This window comes from Pseudomonas oryzihabitans (assembly GCF_024652905.1).
Classification (GTDB): domain Bacteria; phylum Pseudomonadota; class Gammaproteobacteria; order Pseudomonadales; family Pseudomonadaceae; genus Chryseomonas; species Chryseomonas benzopyrenica.
Genome location: NZ_CP102429.1, coordinates 20,607 through 35,867 on the forward strand (window position 1 = coordinate 20,607; position 15,261 = coordinate 35,867).

19 protein-coding genes are annotated in these 15,261 nt (G+C 59.4%); 9 read left to right on the forward strand and 10 right to left on the reverse strand.

The genetic code is table 11. The features are described 5' to 3' along the window. Positions 1–11: 11 nt before the first annotated feature. Positions 12–422 carry a type II toxin-antitoxin system VapC family toxin gene (locus tag NRG74_RS22630; protein ID WP_068383192.1) on the reverse strand — a complete coding sequence of 137 codons (411 nt, stop codon included), beginning with the start codon at positions 420–422 and terminating at the stop codon, positions 12–14. Continuing rightward, complete coding sequence (gene vapB, locus NRG74_RS22635) at positions 419–649, reverse strand: type II toxin-antitoxin system VapB family antitoxin (protein WP_007162476.1); 231 nt, start codon at positions 647–649, stop codon at positions 419–421. Before vapB ends, NRG74_RS22630 begins: the two co-directional genes overlap by 4 nt. 360 nt (positions 650–1,009) lie before the next feature. Between vapB and NRG74_RS24485 the strand changes: the two genes are divergently transcribed. Next, positions 1,010–1,225, forward strand: a complete 216-nt coding sequence (locus NRG74_RS24485; protein WP_082731490.1) for a D-glutamate cyclase family protein — start codon at positions 1,010–1,012, stop codon at positions 1,223–1,225. 29 nt (positions 1,226–1,254) lie between these two features. On the opposite strand, the gene NRG74_RS22640 is transcribed toward NRG74_RS24485, so the two are convergent. Beyond that, positions 1,255–2,445, reverse strand: a complete 1,191-nt coding sequence (locus NRG74_RS22640) for a Fic family protein (RefSeq protein ID WP_257706771.1) — start codon at positions 2,443–2,445, stop codon at positions 1,255–1,257. Between the two features lie 307 nt (positions 2,446–2,752). Between NRG74_RS22640 and NRG74_RS22645 the strand changes: the two genes are divergently transcribed. Continuing rightward, complete coding sequence (locus tag NRG74_RS22645; protein ID WP_068383188.1) at positions 2,753–3,007, forward strand: type II toxin-antitoxin system Phd/YefM family antitoxin; 255 nt, start codon at positions 2,753–2,755, stop codon at positions 3,005–3,007. Beyond that, positions 3,004–3,348 carry a hypothetical protein gene (locus NRG74_RS22650; protein WP_257706637.1) on the forward strand — a complete coding sequence of 115 codons (345 nt, stop codon included), beginning with the start codon at positions 3,004–3,006 and terminating at the stop codon, positions 3,346–3,348. Before NRG74_RS22645 ends, NRG74_RS22650 begins: the two co-directional genes overlap by 4 nt. Before the next feature lie 9 nt (positions 3,349–3,357). On the opposite strand, the gene NRG74_RS22655 is transcribed toward NRG74_RS22650, so the two are convergent. Next, the gene (locus NRG74_RS22655) at positions 3,358–3,840 is read right to left on the reverse strand and encodes a hypothetical protein (RefSeq protein WP_068383184.1); all 483 of its coding nucleotides are present in this window, start codon (positions 3,838–3,840) and stop codon (positions 3,358–3,360) included. Further along, complete coding sequence (locus NRG74_RS22660) at positions 3,837–4,829, reverse strand: DNA-binding protein (protein ID WP_257706638.1); 993 nt, start codon at positions 4,827–4,829, stop codon at positions 3,837–3,839. Before NRG74_RS22660 ends, NRG74_RS22655 begins: the two co-directional genes overlap by 4 nt. A gap of 385 nt (positions 4,830–5,214) precedes the next feature. Between NRG74_RS22660 and NRG74_RS22665 the strand changes: the two genes are divergently transcribed. Further along, positions 5,215–6,426, forward strand: coding sequence for a tyrosine-type recombinase/integrase (locus tag NRG74_RS22665; RefSeq protein WP_257706639.1), 1,212 nt, complete (start codon positions 5,215–5,217; stop codon positions 6,424–6,426). Positions 6,427–6,783: 357 nt separating this feature from the next. Here NRG74_RS22665 and NRG74_RS22670 read toward each other — a convergent pair whose 3' ends face one another. Genes NRG74_RS22670 through NRG74_RS22680 form a run of 3 tightly spaced genes read right to left on the reverse strand, consistent with a single transcriptional unit; the run spans position 6,784 to position 8,633 of the window. Further along, entirely contained in the window at positions 6,784–7,545 is a 762-nt protein-coding gene (locus tag NRG74_RS22670; protein WP_257706640.1) for a flagellar transcriptional regulator FlhC, read from the reverse strand. Positions 7,546–7,578: 33 nt separating this feature from the next. Then, positions 7,579–8,064, reverse strand: a complete 486-nt coding sequence (locus NRG74_RS22675; protein ID WP_077172104.1) for a hypothetical protein — start codon at positions 8,062–8,064, stop codon at positions 7,579–7,581. Further along, on the reverse strand, positions 8,064–8,633 hold the full coding sequence (locus NRG74_RS22680) for a lytic transglycosylase domain-containing protein (protein ID WP_257706641.1): 570 nt from the start codon (positions 8,631–8,633) through the stop codon (positions 8,064–8,066). Before NRG74_RS22680 ends, NRG74_RS22675 begins: the two co-directional genes overlap by 1 nt. 413 nt (positions 8,634–9,046) lie before the next feature. Between NRG74_RS22680 and NRG74_RS22685 the strand changes: the two genes are divergently transcribed. Beyond that, positions 9,047–9,745 carry an XRE family transcriptional regulator gene (locus NRG74_RS22685; protein ID WP_257706642.1) on the forward strand — a complete coding sequence of 233 codons (699 nt, stop codon included), beginning with the start codon at positions 9,047–9,049 and terminating at the stop codon, positions 9,743–9,745. A gap of 68 nt (positions 9,746–9,813) precedes the next feature. On the opposite strand, the gene NRG74_RS22690 is transcribed toward NRG74_RS22685, so the two are convergent. Beyond that, positions 9,814–10,233 (reverse strand): hypothetical protein, encoded by a 420-nt coding sequence (locus NRG74_RS22690; RefSeq protein ID WP_257706643.1) that lies wholly within the window; start codon positions 10,231–10,233, stop codon positions 9,814–9,816. Between the two features lie 10 nt (positions 10,234–10,243). Further along, positions 10,244–11,254, reverse strand: coding sequence for a ParM/StbA family protein (locus NRG74_RS22695; protein ID WP_074585299.1), 1,011 nt, complete (start codon positions 11,252–11,254; stop codon positions 10,244–10,246). A 1,327-nt stretch (positions 11,255–12,581) separates the two neighbouring features. On the opposite strand from NRG74_RS22695, the gene mobI reads away from it, so the two are divergent. The 4 genes from mobI (at position 12,582) to imuA (ending at position 15,255) form a co-directional block, all read left to right on the forward strand. After that, a complete protein-coding gene (gene mobI / locus NRG74_RS22700; protein ID WP_108576357.1) occupies positions 12,582–13,085 on the forward strand; it encodes a conjugative transfer protein MobI(A/C) in 504 nt (167 codons plus the stop codon). Positions 13,086–13,114: 29 nt separating this feature from the next. Next, complete coding sequence (locus NRG74_RS22705) at positions 13,115–13,429, forward strand: hypothetical protein (protein WP_257706644.1); 315 nt, start codon at positions 13,115–13,117, stop codon at positions 13,427–13,429. Positions 13,430–14,165: 736 nt separating this feature from the next. After that, complete coding sequence (locus NRG74_RS22710) at positions 14,166–14,630, forward strand: hypothetical protein (RefSeq protein ID WP_115947129.1); 465 nt, start codon at positions 14,166–14,168, stop codon at positions 14,628–14,630. Next, a complete protein-coding gene (gene imuA, locus NRG74_RS22715; RefSeq protein ID WP_007162493.1) occupies positions 14,623–15,255 on the forward strand; it encodes a translesion DNA synthesis-associated protein ImuA in 633 nt (210 codons plus the stop codon). The genes NRG74_RS22710 and imuA overlap by 8 nt, the downstream gene beginning before the upstream one ends. Positions 15,256–15,261 lie beyond the last annotated feature (6 nt).

The window sequence follows — 15,261 nt, forward strand, 5'->3', positions numbered from 1 at the left end:
CGTCGCACCTATCAAACCCAGTCTTCGTACACGAGGCCGGGGACCCGGCTGAACTCACGCACATTGTTGGTCACTAGGGTGCAGCCGATAGCGATTGCATGCCCAGCAATAGCGGTATCGTTCGACCCGATCGGTGTACCCGCCGCATTGAGCTGGCGCATGATCTCAACCGTCGCATCGACCGCGCGCAAATCCCAGGCGATCACCGCATCCAATCGCCGAACGAACTCGTCCACCAGAACCTTGTGCTTGGGTGAGGCCTTCTTGCCGATCTGGCCGAAACGCATTTCTGAGTAGGTGATGGCCGAAATCACAATGCGGTTACCGCGCTCGACCTCAGCAACAAGGCGCCTGATCACGGCGTCTGGATGCTCCCGCATGATGAACGAGCAAATGCAGGTATCGAGCATGTAGGTGGTCACAGAGTGAACCTGCCTTCATCACTGGCCACTGCCGTGCGCTCCTGCAGGAAGTCAGCGTCAGCCTTAGGCAGTTCCGCCAGAGACGTCCAGGAAGGCCGAGCAGGCCGCAGGGTGATGACGTCACCCTCCTTGGAGATTTCAAGCTCGCCGATGCCTTCAAAAGCCATGTCCTGCGGCAGCCGGACTGCTTGATTCCTGCCATTCATGAAAATCGATACGGTACGCATGATGTGCTCCTTCGGCCTATGCATTGCATAGGCCAATGTAGCGCCCCTTTCAGGCCTATACAAGGCATATGCCTGAGGAATTTGGATGCGCTTACCTCGCACAAGAGCGGTCTTGACTCCTCTCAGCGCCAGTCCAAAGCCCAGGTGAGCCGAGCTATGGCCGGCGTCTGCCTGTGCGCCGCACGATGATGCCGCACCAGGGCGAGCTATCAGATCGTTTTGACCGGCGGTGGGTGCTGACCCTGAGCTTCACTGCCTAGTCGCGCTGGTGATCCCGATGCTGCTGCCCAAGGCATCATCTAGCTCGCAGCGCTGGCGGTGCTAGTGGCAGCGCGCTAACCCTGCGGGCATGGCGCCGCTGTGCTCATTGGCAATCCCAGGGCTCTCGGCATCACCGATCTGCAGGCGCCGGATCTGGGCGTGGTGCCGCCAATGGCCCCGAACCAGCTGCCAGCGCTCTCGGCGTACGCGGTGACGCCACAGCAGGACCTGCCTCATCTGCCAAGCGCCTACTGCACACCCCTCTATCCTAGGAACAGGTTGGTGCTGAATCACCGGCCCGAGGCGTTCGGCTAGTTCACAGTCCATTAAGGATGGGGTTAGCCTTACCAGAGGTACGGGAATAGAAACTCAATGAGATGCCTTGAGAGACTCAAAGATACAGGCCTACGACCGTCGAGAATGATCAGGCCCTCTGCGGCCATCTCGCTTAAGAGGCCCCGCGTTGTACGTTCTCCAACACCTAAACGGGCTTGCAACTCGGCACGCGGCTGATCTCCCATGTAGAGCAGGGTTCTGTATACGTCCCGAGCTTCAATGCGTAGCTTGGGGAGTTGGTTGCCCTTTTCGTCCGAGAGTGCTCCACGACTCCGCATTTCAAAGAACACGTCAATCCGCTCACTCAGCTTCTCCGGCTCCAGCTGGGAGCTGAAATACTGAACTTGATCCAACGCAGTCTCGGCGAAATAGCGGCTCCATTGCGTCAGTCCGCTATCTGAAAGTATGCCACGACCATCCTGGTCACCTTTTCGAGGCTGATCCGCTGCACTCAGCTTCTGGTAATAAAGCTCGGTGCTTCGCGCAAAGCCACGGCTCATCGACCATAGACCATAGCCTCCGAAACCGGCAGCCTTTAAATACTGATCGGTGAAGAGCCGCCCGGTGCGGCCATTACCGTCCATAAACGGGTGGATCCACATAAACCGATGGTGGGCAGCTGCGGCCGCGAGAAATCGGGAGAGGCCATGAATCCAGTCGAGCCGATACGAACGCTCGAACTGGCCGAGGTACGAATGCATTTGCTCGACTGAAGGGGGAACGTGATGACCAACCCTGACGCCGTACTCTCGGAATACGCCGGGTACCATACGAACGACGTCACCCTGTTCGTTAAGCTGGATATCCAGCATCTCATCGGGCACGCCAACATAAAACTCACGGTGCAGTCGCGAGATAGTTTCTCGCGTGCAGACGTTGACTGGATCAATAGGATCATCGGTAAGTCGACGCTGTGCTTCGATATGCCGTTTGATCTCCAAGAAATCCTTGCTGGGTTTTGCTTCGAGGGTATTACTTCCATCCTGCTCGGCGCGCAAAATATCCGCCGGTAGCGTGGAGTTACCTTCGATTTTATTGCTGTAGTAGGAATTGACCGCGCGCAGCAAATTCATCACCGGTACGCGCATAGGGCGCGGGATCTTCGCGTGAAGGTCCGCGTCAAGGCGCATCACCTGCACGATCTGATCCTGCAATTCTTCTGGCGCGACGTCTTGAGGGATGAATGGTGTGAAAGTCATTTGCCGGTTCGCTACCTTGCTGCATTCCGCAGCTGGACTGGGCTTTAGGCATATTTCCAAAGAAATTTTGCCGGTATTCTTGCCGCCACTATAGCATCTATTTCCCAATATCGCCTGCACCATCACAGGGCCAATAAGGGGACCCCTAAGCCCGCCATAACCGGCTTCTGCAGATCGAATCAGCTCGGTCTGGTTAGCGAAGCCTTGTGCCGTTTTAACCCGGGGATAGGCATGTCCATATTCGGTCTTAATTTGGTCCTGGCTATGATATCGTGAAAGACCTATTTCAACGCCCACGAACACCCACATGCGAGTCGAGACAATCAGCTACCTGAAGAAGAACGCGGCCGACCTTGAGCTGGACGAGCCCATGATCGTGACCCAGAACGGGAAGCCGGCCTACGTGATTGAGGCTTACGCGGATCGTGTCCGCCGCGATGAGTCCATCGCCCTGGTCAAGCTGCTGGCGTTGGGATCCAAGGAGTACGAAGCCGGCGAGCACATGTCATCCGAGCAGCTGAAAGAAGGCCTGCAGCAGCGGTTCGGTGGTGATAGCAAATGACCGCCAGGCCTTTCCAGGTCCGCTTCAGCGCTTCGGCAAGGACCGGCGCGATCGACCAGGTGCATCACCTCGCGAAATCGGCTTCTCGCCTCGACGCACTCGCGAAGATGACCAGCGTCGTAGACGAAGTCGCCATCGAGCTCCGGAAGTCCCCTCTCGCTTACCCTGTTGCCGCAGCCGGTGCCGAGTTCGGCATCACCAGGTACCGCGAGATCACCAAGTCAGGCTATCGAGCGGGATACCTGGTCGACGAAGCGCGGCGCGAAGCCGTAGTGCTCGCCATCTTTCGCGATGGCCAGGACATCCGAGAACTGCTGTATCGGCACCTGCTCACAGGGTAGGACGTACCGTTAATCACCGGCCGCTGCATTCAGCAGTCTGCCTGCCGTACCCCGCAACATCGCCAGGCATGTTGGTACGTCCAGATGAACTTGCTTGGCCAGCACACGGATGCCCAGGGCACCCAAATGGAAGACCTTGTCTGCGGTGATCGGCACGTTGATCGATAGGCGTTGCTGGAGCAGGCGAAGGTAGAGCACACCGCGCTCAGGCTGGTTGACCAGGGTCAGCCCTTTATCACCGGCGGCCCCATGATTGCGCGCCTCGAACGTCGGCGTGATTCCCAGGACGCAACACATGAACGCCGGCATTTCGCGAGGCGTAATCTGGAGCGTCAGCTTCTCGGACCAGTCGAATTTTTCGCTGGATCCCTTGCGCCCGGCACCGTCCACCGCGAGCACGGTTTCCTGCGCCTGATTCAGCACCACCTCGAACTTCAGCGCAGCAGATCCGCCGTAAACGTGGAAGCCCTCGAACTGGCCGGCCACCTTCATTCCCCTGCAGCAGGGCTAGCGACCCGGGGCGCCTTACCGGTCCCCCTGGAAGCAGGCTTCGCAGCCGCTTTGGCAAGCTGGCGCTCCAACACTGCGATTCGGGCACCGCTGTCTTTCTGCACGCGCTCCAAGTAGCGCTCTGCGGCTTCCCGGCCGGCGTCGGCCCGGGCAAGCTTGTCACCCAAGGCGCGATTCTCCACGCGCAGCTCTGCGAGGATCTCGAGATCCTGGGCGCGCGTACGCTCCATTTCCTGGATCTGCCCCGCGGCGCTATCCGCCTCAGAGCGAGCGATGGCAAGCCGATTGCGCATATCGCGGAGCTCCACCTGGGTATCAGCAAGACGCTCCTCAGCTGCGGAAGCAGTACGCTGATGCTCCACGCTCGCCGCTTCTGCGGAAGCCTTCTGGGCAAGCGCCAGGCTCAGCTCGGCCTGGCTCTCGGCGAGCTGGTCCCGAGCTAGTTGCGCCTGCCCTTCTGCCTCAGCAATCCGTTCGGCAAGACTGGCGTTCTCCTCGGCCATCGCACTGAGCTGGCTGTCCTTCAGCTGAAGCTCGTTGGCCAAGCCGTCCATCTGCTGTTGACTGCGCTCCTGATCGGTCTCAAGGCCTTCGAGCACGGCACTGGCATCGTCTTGCTCAGCCTCCAGGCGTGCGATTTCCTGCCGCGCCTGCTCAAGCTCAAGCACGACCTCTTTGCGCGCCGCAGCCGCTACCAGGTCAAGGGCACCGGCCAGGGCGTCCTGCATCGCCTTGGTCTGCTTGGCGACCGCGCTTTCGATGATCGCCGTGGCTTCCTCTGGCAGTGGCCTGGTTGGGATGGCCCCACCCGGTACCCCAGTGTGGTGTCGCTGCCAGACGCTTAGGAGCGTTTCAGGGCGGCCGCCGCCGAGGGTAGTCCGTAGCGCCCAGCCATTGACCTTGCGCCCACCTGCCAGCAGCTGCTCGCCGGCGGCGATGACCTCTGTGTCTGTAAATTTGCGTTCAGCCATGGCCGCCTCCGGGTAGTGGAAAACAGCATAGTACCTAACCGAACATTACTAACAAGCTTATTTGTTAGTAATGTTTGGTTAGGTACTAACGTTAGCCTAAGACAATGCGAGCGTTTGTCGCCTTTGAGCGTCGGTAGCTCCTTAGAGATGCGCGGATCAACACTGGTCAGCAGTTTCACCTGGAATGGCGGCTGCCTCAGCCATGTGGGGCTCTTTGTGGGCTCTTACCTGTGGAAACAGGAAACATTCTAGGTACGGCGCGGATTCCATGGATTTAGTACGGGGATACATTATCCCCGTACTGTATGACGCAATTTTCACGTCTATGGGTAGTTGCATACACAAGATTGGGTGATAGCCTTCGGCGGTCGATATGGGGGTTACCGTGGGCCAGTTGCTACCGAAGCAGGTGAAAGAGCTATCCGAACCAGGCGTCTATCAGGACGGCCGCGGCCTAATCCTGCGTGTGGCCAAGACCGGGGCCAAACGCTGGATCTTCAGGTTTTCCTTCCAAGGTCAGCGGTATGACGTGGGGCTGGGTGGCTATCCGGCGGTGTCGTTGAAGCAGGCCCGGCTTGAAGCGGACCGGCGCCGGCTGAAGATCGCAGAGGGCGCGCCTGAGTTACCGGGCCGGCGATCGCCTGCGGCTCAATCGCCGGCCGCCGGACCCGACCTCTTCGAGACCCTGGCCAGGCAGTACATAGCCACCCACGGCTCGTCGTGGAGCCACGACCATCACCGTCAATGGGTTAGCTCCATGGAGCGCTATGTCTTCCCGGTTCTTAGTCGCCGGCCGGTCGCCGAGATCGATACCGACCTGGTGCTGCAGGTGCTCCGCCCGATCTGGGACAAGATCGAGGTCACCGCCGCGCGCATCCGCAACCGCATTGAGTCGGTGCTCGATGCCGCCCAGGCACTGGGTTTTCGCGAAGGTGCCAATCCGGCTCGGTGGCGTGGCCACCTCGACAAGCTGCTGCCCCGCCACGATCGCAATGTCACGCACCATCCAGCGGCGCCGGCGGAGAGCTGTCCATCCGTGCTGCATCGCCTGGATTCCCTGGACGGTCCAGCCGCCCGTGCAGCGGAGCTCCTGATCCTCACGTCGCTGCGCAATGCCGAGGTTCGCGAGGCAAGGTGGGCGGAGTTCGACTTCGACGCCAGACGCTGGACCATCCCGGCTGAACGCATGAAGCGAGACAAGGAGCATATCGTGCCCCTGACGGACCGGATGCTGGAAGTGCTTGAGCAGCAGAAGGGTCAGCACGATACCTGGGTGTTCCCCAACGCCCGCGGTAAGAAACCACTGCCGGGTAACGCGATAGGCCGGGCGCTGCGGAAGGTCAAGCTTGAGGGAGCGGTCCCGCACGGCTTCCGCTCGACGTTTCGTACCTGGGCGGCAGAGACCACCTCACACCCGAGGGAGATTTGCGAGAAGGCGCTGGCCCACAGTATTGGCTCCAAGACTGAGGCCGCCTACAACCGGGGGCCATTACTCGAAAAGCGGCGCGCACTGATGAGCGACTGGGAGACATTCTTGGCGATGCCGGAGCTGCCGGGCTCGGAGGCCGTTGCGCCAGGACGCCTGCAGGACGCCTAGCGTTATCTGTGAGGGCGAAGCGCTCCCGAAGCATGGAAGCTAGGACGCCTCCAGGACGCCTCGGCCATAGACCCTCGGTGATGCCAGCTAGCGTAGGACGCCCCCAGGACGCCTCGGACACAGACCCTCAATGATGCCGGCTAGCGTAGGACGCCCCCAGGACGCCTCGGTAATAGATCGTCGATGGTGCCGGCCAGCGTAGGACGCCCCCAGGACGCCTAGGCCATAGACCCTCGATGGTACGCGCCAGCGCAGGGCGCCCCGAGGATACTCATTGGAGTTCGATGAGAAAACCAGCCACCAGACGGCTGGCCTTGCTATCCCCGCCCGTTGATGGAGGTGTAGCAAGCGTAATCGTTACGCCGAGCGAAGCAGGGGCATGGATTCCTGAGAGACCAGAGCGCGAACGAGCTGATCGCCGGCCGGGTAAAGCGCGACAATCTCGCGGCGCTCGACGTCCTTGTAGTCCAGAAGCTCTAACGCAGTCAGGTATTCCGGCTGGTTCAGCCCAAGCTGCTTCATGATCTCGTGTGAGCTGTAACCCCAATTGGTCAGCTGCTGGATGTTCAGGGCCAGCGCCAGGAGTTCTTCGGCTGGACGATCGGACATCGCAGCGTCATTCACATCGCAATGGAATCGATCTTTCACCACGGATTGCGAGCAGTACGGGCAGGTAGACTTGTTGGTGCTGGTTAGGGCGACATAGGTGAGCTGGCAGCACCGGCAAGCACGCATCACCAGGTCTTTGGAGCGGTATTCACGTGCCACGACCCATGCTTCGTCGATCGAGAGGCACTCAGTCGGCGTGAAGTTCAGCGCCTCTCGATAGCCCAAATACGACTGGTGCGCAGCGATCACGGCTTCGACGTCGACACCCAAGAGTGGCTTACGAGCCACGCGGAGATAAGCACCCATGAAAAGAGCCGCCTCGATCACGCGAGCCTTGCTGGCCAATATGCGCGACCCCAGCGGCAGCGGGCCCGAACCGCCCCTGCTTACCACGTTCAGCCGCTTACGAGCGCTTGTCACCTGCTTGGCAGTCAGCTCGGTGTGCAGGGTGATGATGGTGCAACGGAAGCCGGCTTTGACCATCATGTCGATTAGAGCGGCGTTATCCATTTCGTGACATCTCCGTAGTTTGTAGAGTCGAGGTCAGGCGTGCAGGAGACGCATGAATCGGTGAAGGACAGGTTCTGGATAGGGCTCCACACGCTGCCGCAAATGGCCGTCGCGTACGACGAACTGAATGCGACCCAGCGCTGCGATCTGGCGACGCTGCGTCGGAGAGGCGGTGAGCAGCCAATCCGCGTCGCTATCCTTCAGGTTCCAGTAGATTTGCGTTTCCATCTTGCGGTCCGACAGGCCCTCGCGGATCTCACCGAGCACCCCTACGACCTGGACAACGCTCTTCGTATTTAGAAGGTGCCGCTCCGCGTTACCGTCCTCACGATGAAGTAGAACGACTCGAAAGGCGGAAGCGGGCAGCTGGCTGAGCCTGCGAATGTCGCGGTCGGTAGCTGCTTTAAGCCAGGCGGTGTCTTCGGTGCTGATATCGAAGAAGCGGTGAAAAGCAGGGTCTTGTTCCCTGGCCCATTCACGCGCCATCTCCAGCAAGGTTTCGTCGGTCCCGCTGTTCATCACGCGTCTCCGTTGCTTTTCTTGAGAAGGATTAGCCGGCGCCAGACGCGCAGCACATCTTCGCCATAGGCTCGGGCAACGCTTGCTAACGCGGGATTGGGGGTGTGATAGCGACCAATGGCGAGCGCGATATCGCCCCCCTGCTGCTTGAGGAATTCACAGAACGTCGAGACGGCTACTCGGACATTGGTGTGCAGATCCAGCAGCTCGGAAGGATCGGACACACGATGCCCGTTCCAACGCACGCTCACCTGCATGGCGCCGACTGCAATCATCTTTGTCCTGGAAAGAGCCTCCGTCAGAAGATGCTCGGCCTCAGCGCGGCTAGCCGGATGAAAGCCTTTTCCATCGATGTTGAGTGCGTAGGGATTAGGGGCAACCATCCGACCGGCATACTGCTTCGATTCGACCAGAGCCATGGCATAGAGCAGTTCCGGCGCAGGACGGCATTGCCCAATAGCCGGGCGATCCCAAACGGTTCCGTCCAGATCCAGCGCAAATGCCGCTTTCATCGGCAACGCGAGGAGCAGAGCAGCACCCAGTTTCCTTACCGCGACCCGGTGACTCATGAACCTAACCGCCCGACGTACTTTGACCCTAAATGATGGTCACTATTTTCGGCTGTGGTTCACATTTCTTCAACGACACATTTGACAGATGGCGGCCTGCGAGAATGACCGGTACGCAAACGGCGACGGGCGGTATACAGTGTTAAGGAACTGTTAAGCTCATCACAGATCATCTAGCGCAATAAGTAAATTATGGCGCCTGATAGTTGACAGTCCGGCCGAGGAGGTAAGCGCCAAATACATAAAATTGACGCATTGATGCCCAGTTTAAGGGTCAGATTTGGCACCAAGCCATCATAAGGAATGGTGTAAATAAAAAGGTCGTAAATGGTTGATACTTACGCCATCCAATCCATCCTTTCCGATCAAGACGACAATAAACCGGGAACCTCCATCAGTAGGAATGAACCACTATGCATTACACCCCCGATGCTATTTCGCACGAAGCGTTCGTACGGCGGGTCGAAGCGTTGCGCAAGGACCGCGGAATAAATGTTCCTAAGCTCGCGGCCTTACTGGGCGAGGCTGAATCCACCATCAAAAACATGCTGTACAAGAAGACGACTCCCAACCGGGATCGGCTCGTGGCCATGGCCACGGTGCTCGATACCACGGTCGAGTACCTCGCTACGGGCTACGGGCCTGCGGACCACCAAGAAGGGTCTCCTGTCTCGCTCATTGTCCGTAGCCTCCACGAGCTGGCGCAGGAGCAGGGTTTTTTCCCTGCGGATGAGATCAGTCGCCCCATCAGCTCCCACCTCACCAGCCTCACGTTGCCGCTGCCGTATATCCAGCAATACGGACTATCCGCTCAGCACACCCGGGCGGCCCAGGTCGAAAATGACGTCATGGCACCCTTCGTTGAGCGTGGCATGACCATCCTGATCGATGTGGCCGACCGTAAACCGAGCGAGGGCCTATTTATTGTGGTGCACCACGGTTCAGCGCTAATTCGCAACGTTTCTCTGACCAACGCAGGCTTCATGCTCATGACGTCGCAAGAGATGCACACTGCTATTAAGCTGGATATTGGTCCTTCAGACCCCACCGATCCGCTGCAGCCACGGCTGTTGGGGCGGGTGAAAGCGAAGTTTCGAATGGACCCTCTGTAACCCTGGGTTCCTGCACCTGATTTCGCCCCCGCCTTCCCGGCCCGCAGGGCCACCTATGCCCAGGCCCGCTATCCCGTCATCGCGGTGTTGAAACCTGGTCTTTTCCGAGCGAGCGGAACGGAGTTGTTCGATTCGCCGTTCGTTTCTGCCTTATTGAGCACCTCCGACTCTGGGGTGCCGGCCACGGGAGCCGGGACCTCAGCCTCTATAGGCGCCCCTGATGCCGGGGCGCTATTGATCGGGCGATCGTTCGAAAACTCTGGCTCATGGTCTTCGGGCAATTTTCCAGCCGGCTGCTGGACCGAGTTCGAGGCTGGCAAACGCCCGGCCGCTTGCTCGTACAGCAACCCGATCTGTGCCAAGTCCAGCAGCCGCTTCACACGTCGACGCTCGGGTAGGGATGTGAGCTCCGCCAGCAACGCAGGCGCCGTCCCGGTTTTGAATTTGACGTTCAAGCGAAGCTTGAGCTCATCATCGTGATCGCTCATAGCCTCTCCCTTATTGATGCTGCAGCCAGTAGCCATAGGCATTCGAGATAATGGGTCGGTCGGCAGTGATCACCTTGGAGAGGGGAAAGATCTCCTCTGCGGCTGCTTGGTAGAAACCGCCGCCGCCGCCTCCCATGAGTACGAAGTCGATCGCCTCGCCCTCCAGGAAGCGCATCTGCTGCTTCATGTTGCTCAGGGCCTTGGGGACAACGGTCGCAACAGCCTGGTCGACGAAGGGCTTGAGCTCCACCTTGCTGCCGTACAGCTGTATGTATGGCTTGCCACGCTGCAGCGCGATTTCGATCTTGTCCCGGCCAGGTCCAGGGCCGCCAAATTCACGGGCGATAGCCTGGTTGATCGCCTCGAGGAGCGCGCTCATGGCCTCCATCGACGAGTCACTGGAGTCCCGAACGATATCCCCGCGACGGAAGACCACCCAGTCGACTGAAAAGAAGCCCGGATCAAGGACCAGAATGACGCCCTCATCCAAGTCGTCAGTGGCCTCGTAGGTGCTGTAGATGTAGTTCAGCGTCCCGACCGGCTGAGGCAGTACCGATACCTTGTGAACCTGGATCTCGCGCTGCGGGGCGACCTGGTGGGTACCGGTCAGCTGCGCTGTGAGCCGCTCAACGAGCTGGGGCTGGCGCATCTGGCTGACAGGTAAGCCCGTGATGAGGTGATCGATCTCGTTGCGCCCCTCGCCACATGCCTCACTGATCGATGCATTGAAGAGCGCACGGTAGGCCTTGGAAGCCGGATAGTCGGCGTGCAGCTCGCGCGTTACGCCGGCGCGGCCGGCGCTCAGAAATGCTGCCCAGGGCTCGCCATCCAACTGCACGTAGTGTTCACCTTCCTTGAGCGTGGCATTGCCGTTCAGGGAGTGGAGCGGCGCTGCTTGGGCAGGGCGAATGGATTGTGTGGGGTCTGCCGCGTCAGCGTACCCGTCGACACGCTTAACGTTGGAGTAGCCGATGTCGAGGCCTACTACGAAGGCAGGCGCGGTGTGATTCTTTCGGGTCATAGGTCTCTCGAATAGCGTCGCTGATGAGAGCACGGCTCAGGCGTCCTGCAGGACGCCTGAGCCGTGCTGTGTTATCCAAAAGCGATGTCACCTGACCCTCAGGCGTCCCTGGGGACGCCTCAGTCGTTACCTCAACTGCCACAGCTGAGGCCAGGCGTCCTCCAGGACGCCTGGCAGGGCAGCGGAATGAGAAATCCTGACTCTCAGGCGTCCCTGGGGACGCCTCAGTCGTTACCTCAACCGCCGCAGCTGAAGCCAGGCGTCCTCCAGGACGCCTGGCGGGGCAGTGCAAGCTGGCGCACATCGCTCGAGGCGTCCTCCAGGACGCCTCAGATACAGCGTGCCACCGCCGGCCACTCGAACAGCCTCAGATTCCCCCCCTCAGCAGGGTGGGATTGCGCGCTATGACCTCGAATGCACTGGCTTAATCAGTAAGCGAAGGGGCGGCTGTGGCCAGCGCCTGTCGCTCCCAAGGGCGACTCAAAAAGCCTATTACTAATCACCATCTAAACGGGTTTGTTGAAACGCCCTTCCCGTAATGCAAATAAAGGCGTTTTGCTGAAATTATGGCTGAAACGGACTTACACCAGTCGTTTTCTTATAGTTAATGACAATCTAAACGGGTTTGTTGGTGAGTAAAAAAAGCACGCATGGCAATGGTCCATTTCTTAGTACTACTGACAATCTAAACGGGTTTGTTGGTATGGCGAGAAATTAGAAAAGCATGCGCAAGATTGTGCCAGAACGCTTGAAATGGAGGTTAAAGAGGTGGCTTAAGCCAGAAACCAGGCCTTCCGGGGCAATCAAAAATGCGTATTACTAATGACAATCTAAACGGGTTTATTGCAACGCCAGCAATCTAATGCCAATAAAGGCGTTTTGCTGAAATCCTGGCTGAAACGCGCCTACACCAGGCGTTTTCTTATAGTTAATGACAATCTAAACGGGTTTGTTGGAGAGAAAAAAAGCAGACATGGCAATGATCAATTTCTTAGTACTACTTACAATCTAAACGGGTTTGTTGGTATAGCAAGTAACTGGAAGAGCACGCGCAAGATTGTGCTGGGGGCCCTGAAAATGAGAGCTGGAACCTCCAGCAGCGGCTTGCGAATGGCGCCGAGAACACAATAGGTATTGACCATACGGACGTTTAGGTTGTGATCCGAGATACAGACAGCTGTTGCTCGGCCTATCCGCTTATTAGTAATGACAATCTAAACGGGTTTGTGGTCAGCGGCTAAAAATGGCCTGCTAGTCGTCTTGAAAAAAGGGCTGCAGGACTAATGACAATCTCAACGGCATTATTGCTAGTAGATAGGTGATAACAATGTACGACTTAGCTACCCCCCGACCTGATGGGCAGCGGATTCACGACAATTTCCAGCAGGCGATCGGGGCTATGGAAGACATCCGTCAGACCGTGAAAGCTGAAGCGCTTCGGCTGCGCGATGAATACTTCGCTGCCGCCAAGCAGCGCTCGGGGGGCAAGATCATCTATCGCCTCATCGACGTACGGGATAACGGCAAGGGGGCGATATCGATCGTCTGGTGCAAGGTCTACTTCTACGACGGCCCTGGTGATAGCAAAAAGCAAGGTCGCCTACCGATAGCCAAAGGTCAGGGCTCGGTGTATGCGCCAGGGCCTGTCACCCGCGGTATGGATCACTGGTTCGTTGAGCTCTTCCAGCTCTATGAACCGCAGCTCGCGGTACTTCGAGACCAGATGCTGTACGCCTCGAAAATTCGCAAGCTGCTGGTCCAGCAGCAGCGCAAGGCGCAGTCGAGCATGCTGGGGTCGCCCCTTGCATTTCCGGAAACGGGGGTAGCGTAGGGACATCAACAACGGAGAACGTCCCCCCTATGCATCGCCCACCTGAAATGGATCAACCCATCATCGTCGACGCGGTCGATCTCGATCTCTGGGCTGACCTGTACAAGGACAGCCAGGCGCCCGTCACGCTATCCGAATTTCTGCAGCAGCCTTATCTCTACCTGAAGCAGGCTGGCTTGCCGGTTTCCTCGGAGGCGACCCAAGAGGCCTATCCGGTGACTCTGCCGGTACGGAAAGAGGTCGCGCGGCAGATCCAGGACGACTGGGCCTGTCAGCAGCAGGCCCAGCAAAGCCGGCAGCAGGCACGGCGCCACCTGACGTTGATTACCTGCACGCCCGGCTAACGCGGGCCGTCCGGCTGGCAAACTGGAAAGGGGCCGGCAGCTTGCTGCCGGTAGCAGGCGCTGATCGATGCTGCGGAGGTTTCAAGGTGCTGCGTTTGGACGGAAGTTTGATCGGGCGCCCTGACCCGGTAGGAACTGCGCCATAGGCGACCCGCCGTGAATGCCATGCTTTCCTTGACAGTGTTGAGGGACAGTTCGGTGGCGATACGATCCAGTAGTGCACGTACGGCGGTAGGTGCTGCATTTGTGGGCACGGCCTTCGGCATCGTTTGCGAAGGATCCCGGTGGGTCCATGCGGCGCAGCAGGGCCTCCTGCCGGCTGACCTCTTTGCACCGTTCGAATCGCATCCTGTGATTGTCTTGGCGATGACGGCGTTATCTGTCAGTACGCTTCTGCCCGGGTGTGTGCTCATCGGACGTCAGGCCAACTGAGGGTCTCCTGGCCGTCCGCCTCGTATCCCGGCGGCTACCGTGACTCCTTGTCGGTATCCGCCTCACGCTCGTGACCCTGTGTAAGATTCTTACACCCACTTCCTGTGGACGCCTCCCTGCCGTCCGTCGCTGTCAAGCTTGCTGGATCGTTCCTCCCTGATTACTGTCTATTTATACAGTAACCCTAAAGGAGGCCATTCCATGTCCATTTCTCCCTGTATCCCTCGTCTCTGTCACCGCTGTCCCGATCGCTCTGTTGAGTACCAGAAGGTCATGGCGTCAGGGATTGAGCAGGTGGGCCGCTATGGACATGCTTGGTGATGAGCAGGACAGCTTCGAACAGCAGCAGTCCCTGTTCCGCCCCACGGAGCTGACGTACTGCCGCAATCTCGTGGATCTGCTGACCGAGGAGCTCGACCAGGTACGTCAGTGCCTGGGGCAAGCCCAGCGTGCTAATCGGGTCCTGGTCGCCGAGCGCGACAACCTCGTTGCAGAACGTGACGCCTTCAAAGCCGAGGTGCAGCGCCACCGACTGCGCTACGTCCAGTTCGTACAGGAAGAGAACCAGCGCCACGTGCCCCGGGGTGACCGGCTCATTCCGGACGACCGCGACGATCCCCTCTCGCGTGCCCAGCGTCATATCCTGCGCCTGGAGTCGATGAACTCCGTCCTGCATGCAGATCTGTTCAAACTGCGTGCGCAGCTGCAAGTCATGCTCACCGAGCGCGGCAGCTCGCCGTCGGCGCCGACGGGGGTGCAGCATGGATAACGCGGCCACCAATGTCGTTGCGCTCGACTCTCTGCTCGACAGTCGCCGTGTGTGGCGCGGGCAAAGTCCGCACGTCGACGACGCCAGCACTCAGCCAACCGGACATTCGGCGCTCGATGCCCAACTGCCGCTCGGCGGGTGGCCTGATGCAGCGCTCACCGAAATCTTGAGCGCCCGACCGGGCCTAGGTGAGCTGACCCTCGTGTGGCCAACGCTGGCGCGCCTCACTGCTGCCGGCGAACGCGTTGTGCTGATCGCTCCCCCGTATCTGCTCTACCCGCATGCCTGGCTGCAGGCCGGCGTCGACCTCGGCCGGCTGAGCGTCATCCAGGTCCAAGGCAAAGACGTGCTGTGGGCCGCAGAGCAGTGCCTGCGCTCCGGTAGCTGTGGCGCGGTGCTCTGCTGGCCCAGCCGTGCGGACGATCGCGCGCTGCGCCGGCTGCAGGTGGCTGCAGAGACCGGACAGACCCTGGCATTCGCGTTCCGCCACCAGCGGGAAGCCGTCAATGCTTCACCGGCGGCGCTACGCCTGGTGCTCGAGGGCTCGCCTCAGCAGCTTCGAGTGCTCAAGTGCCGTGGCGGCAATCCACCGGCGACGGCGCTGGCGCATCGGGTCTGGCATTGAGGGACG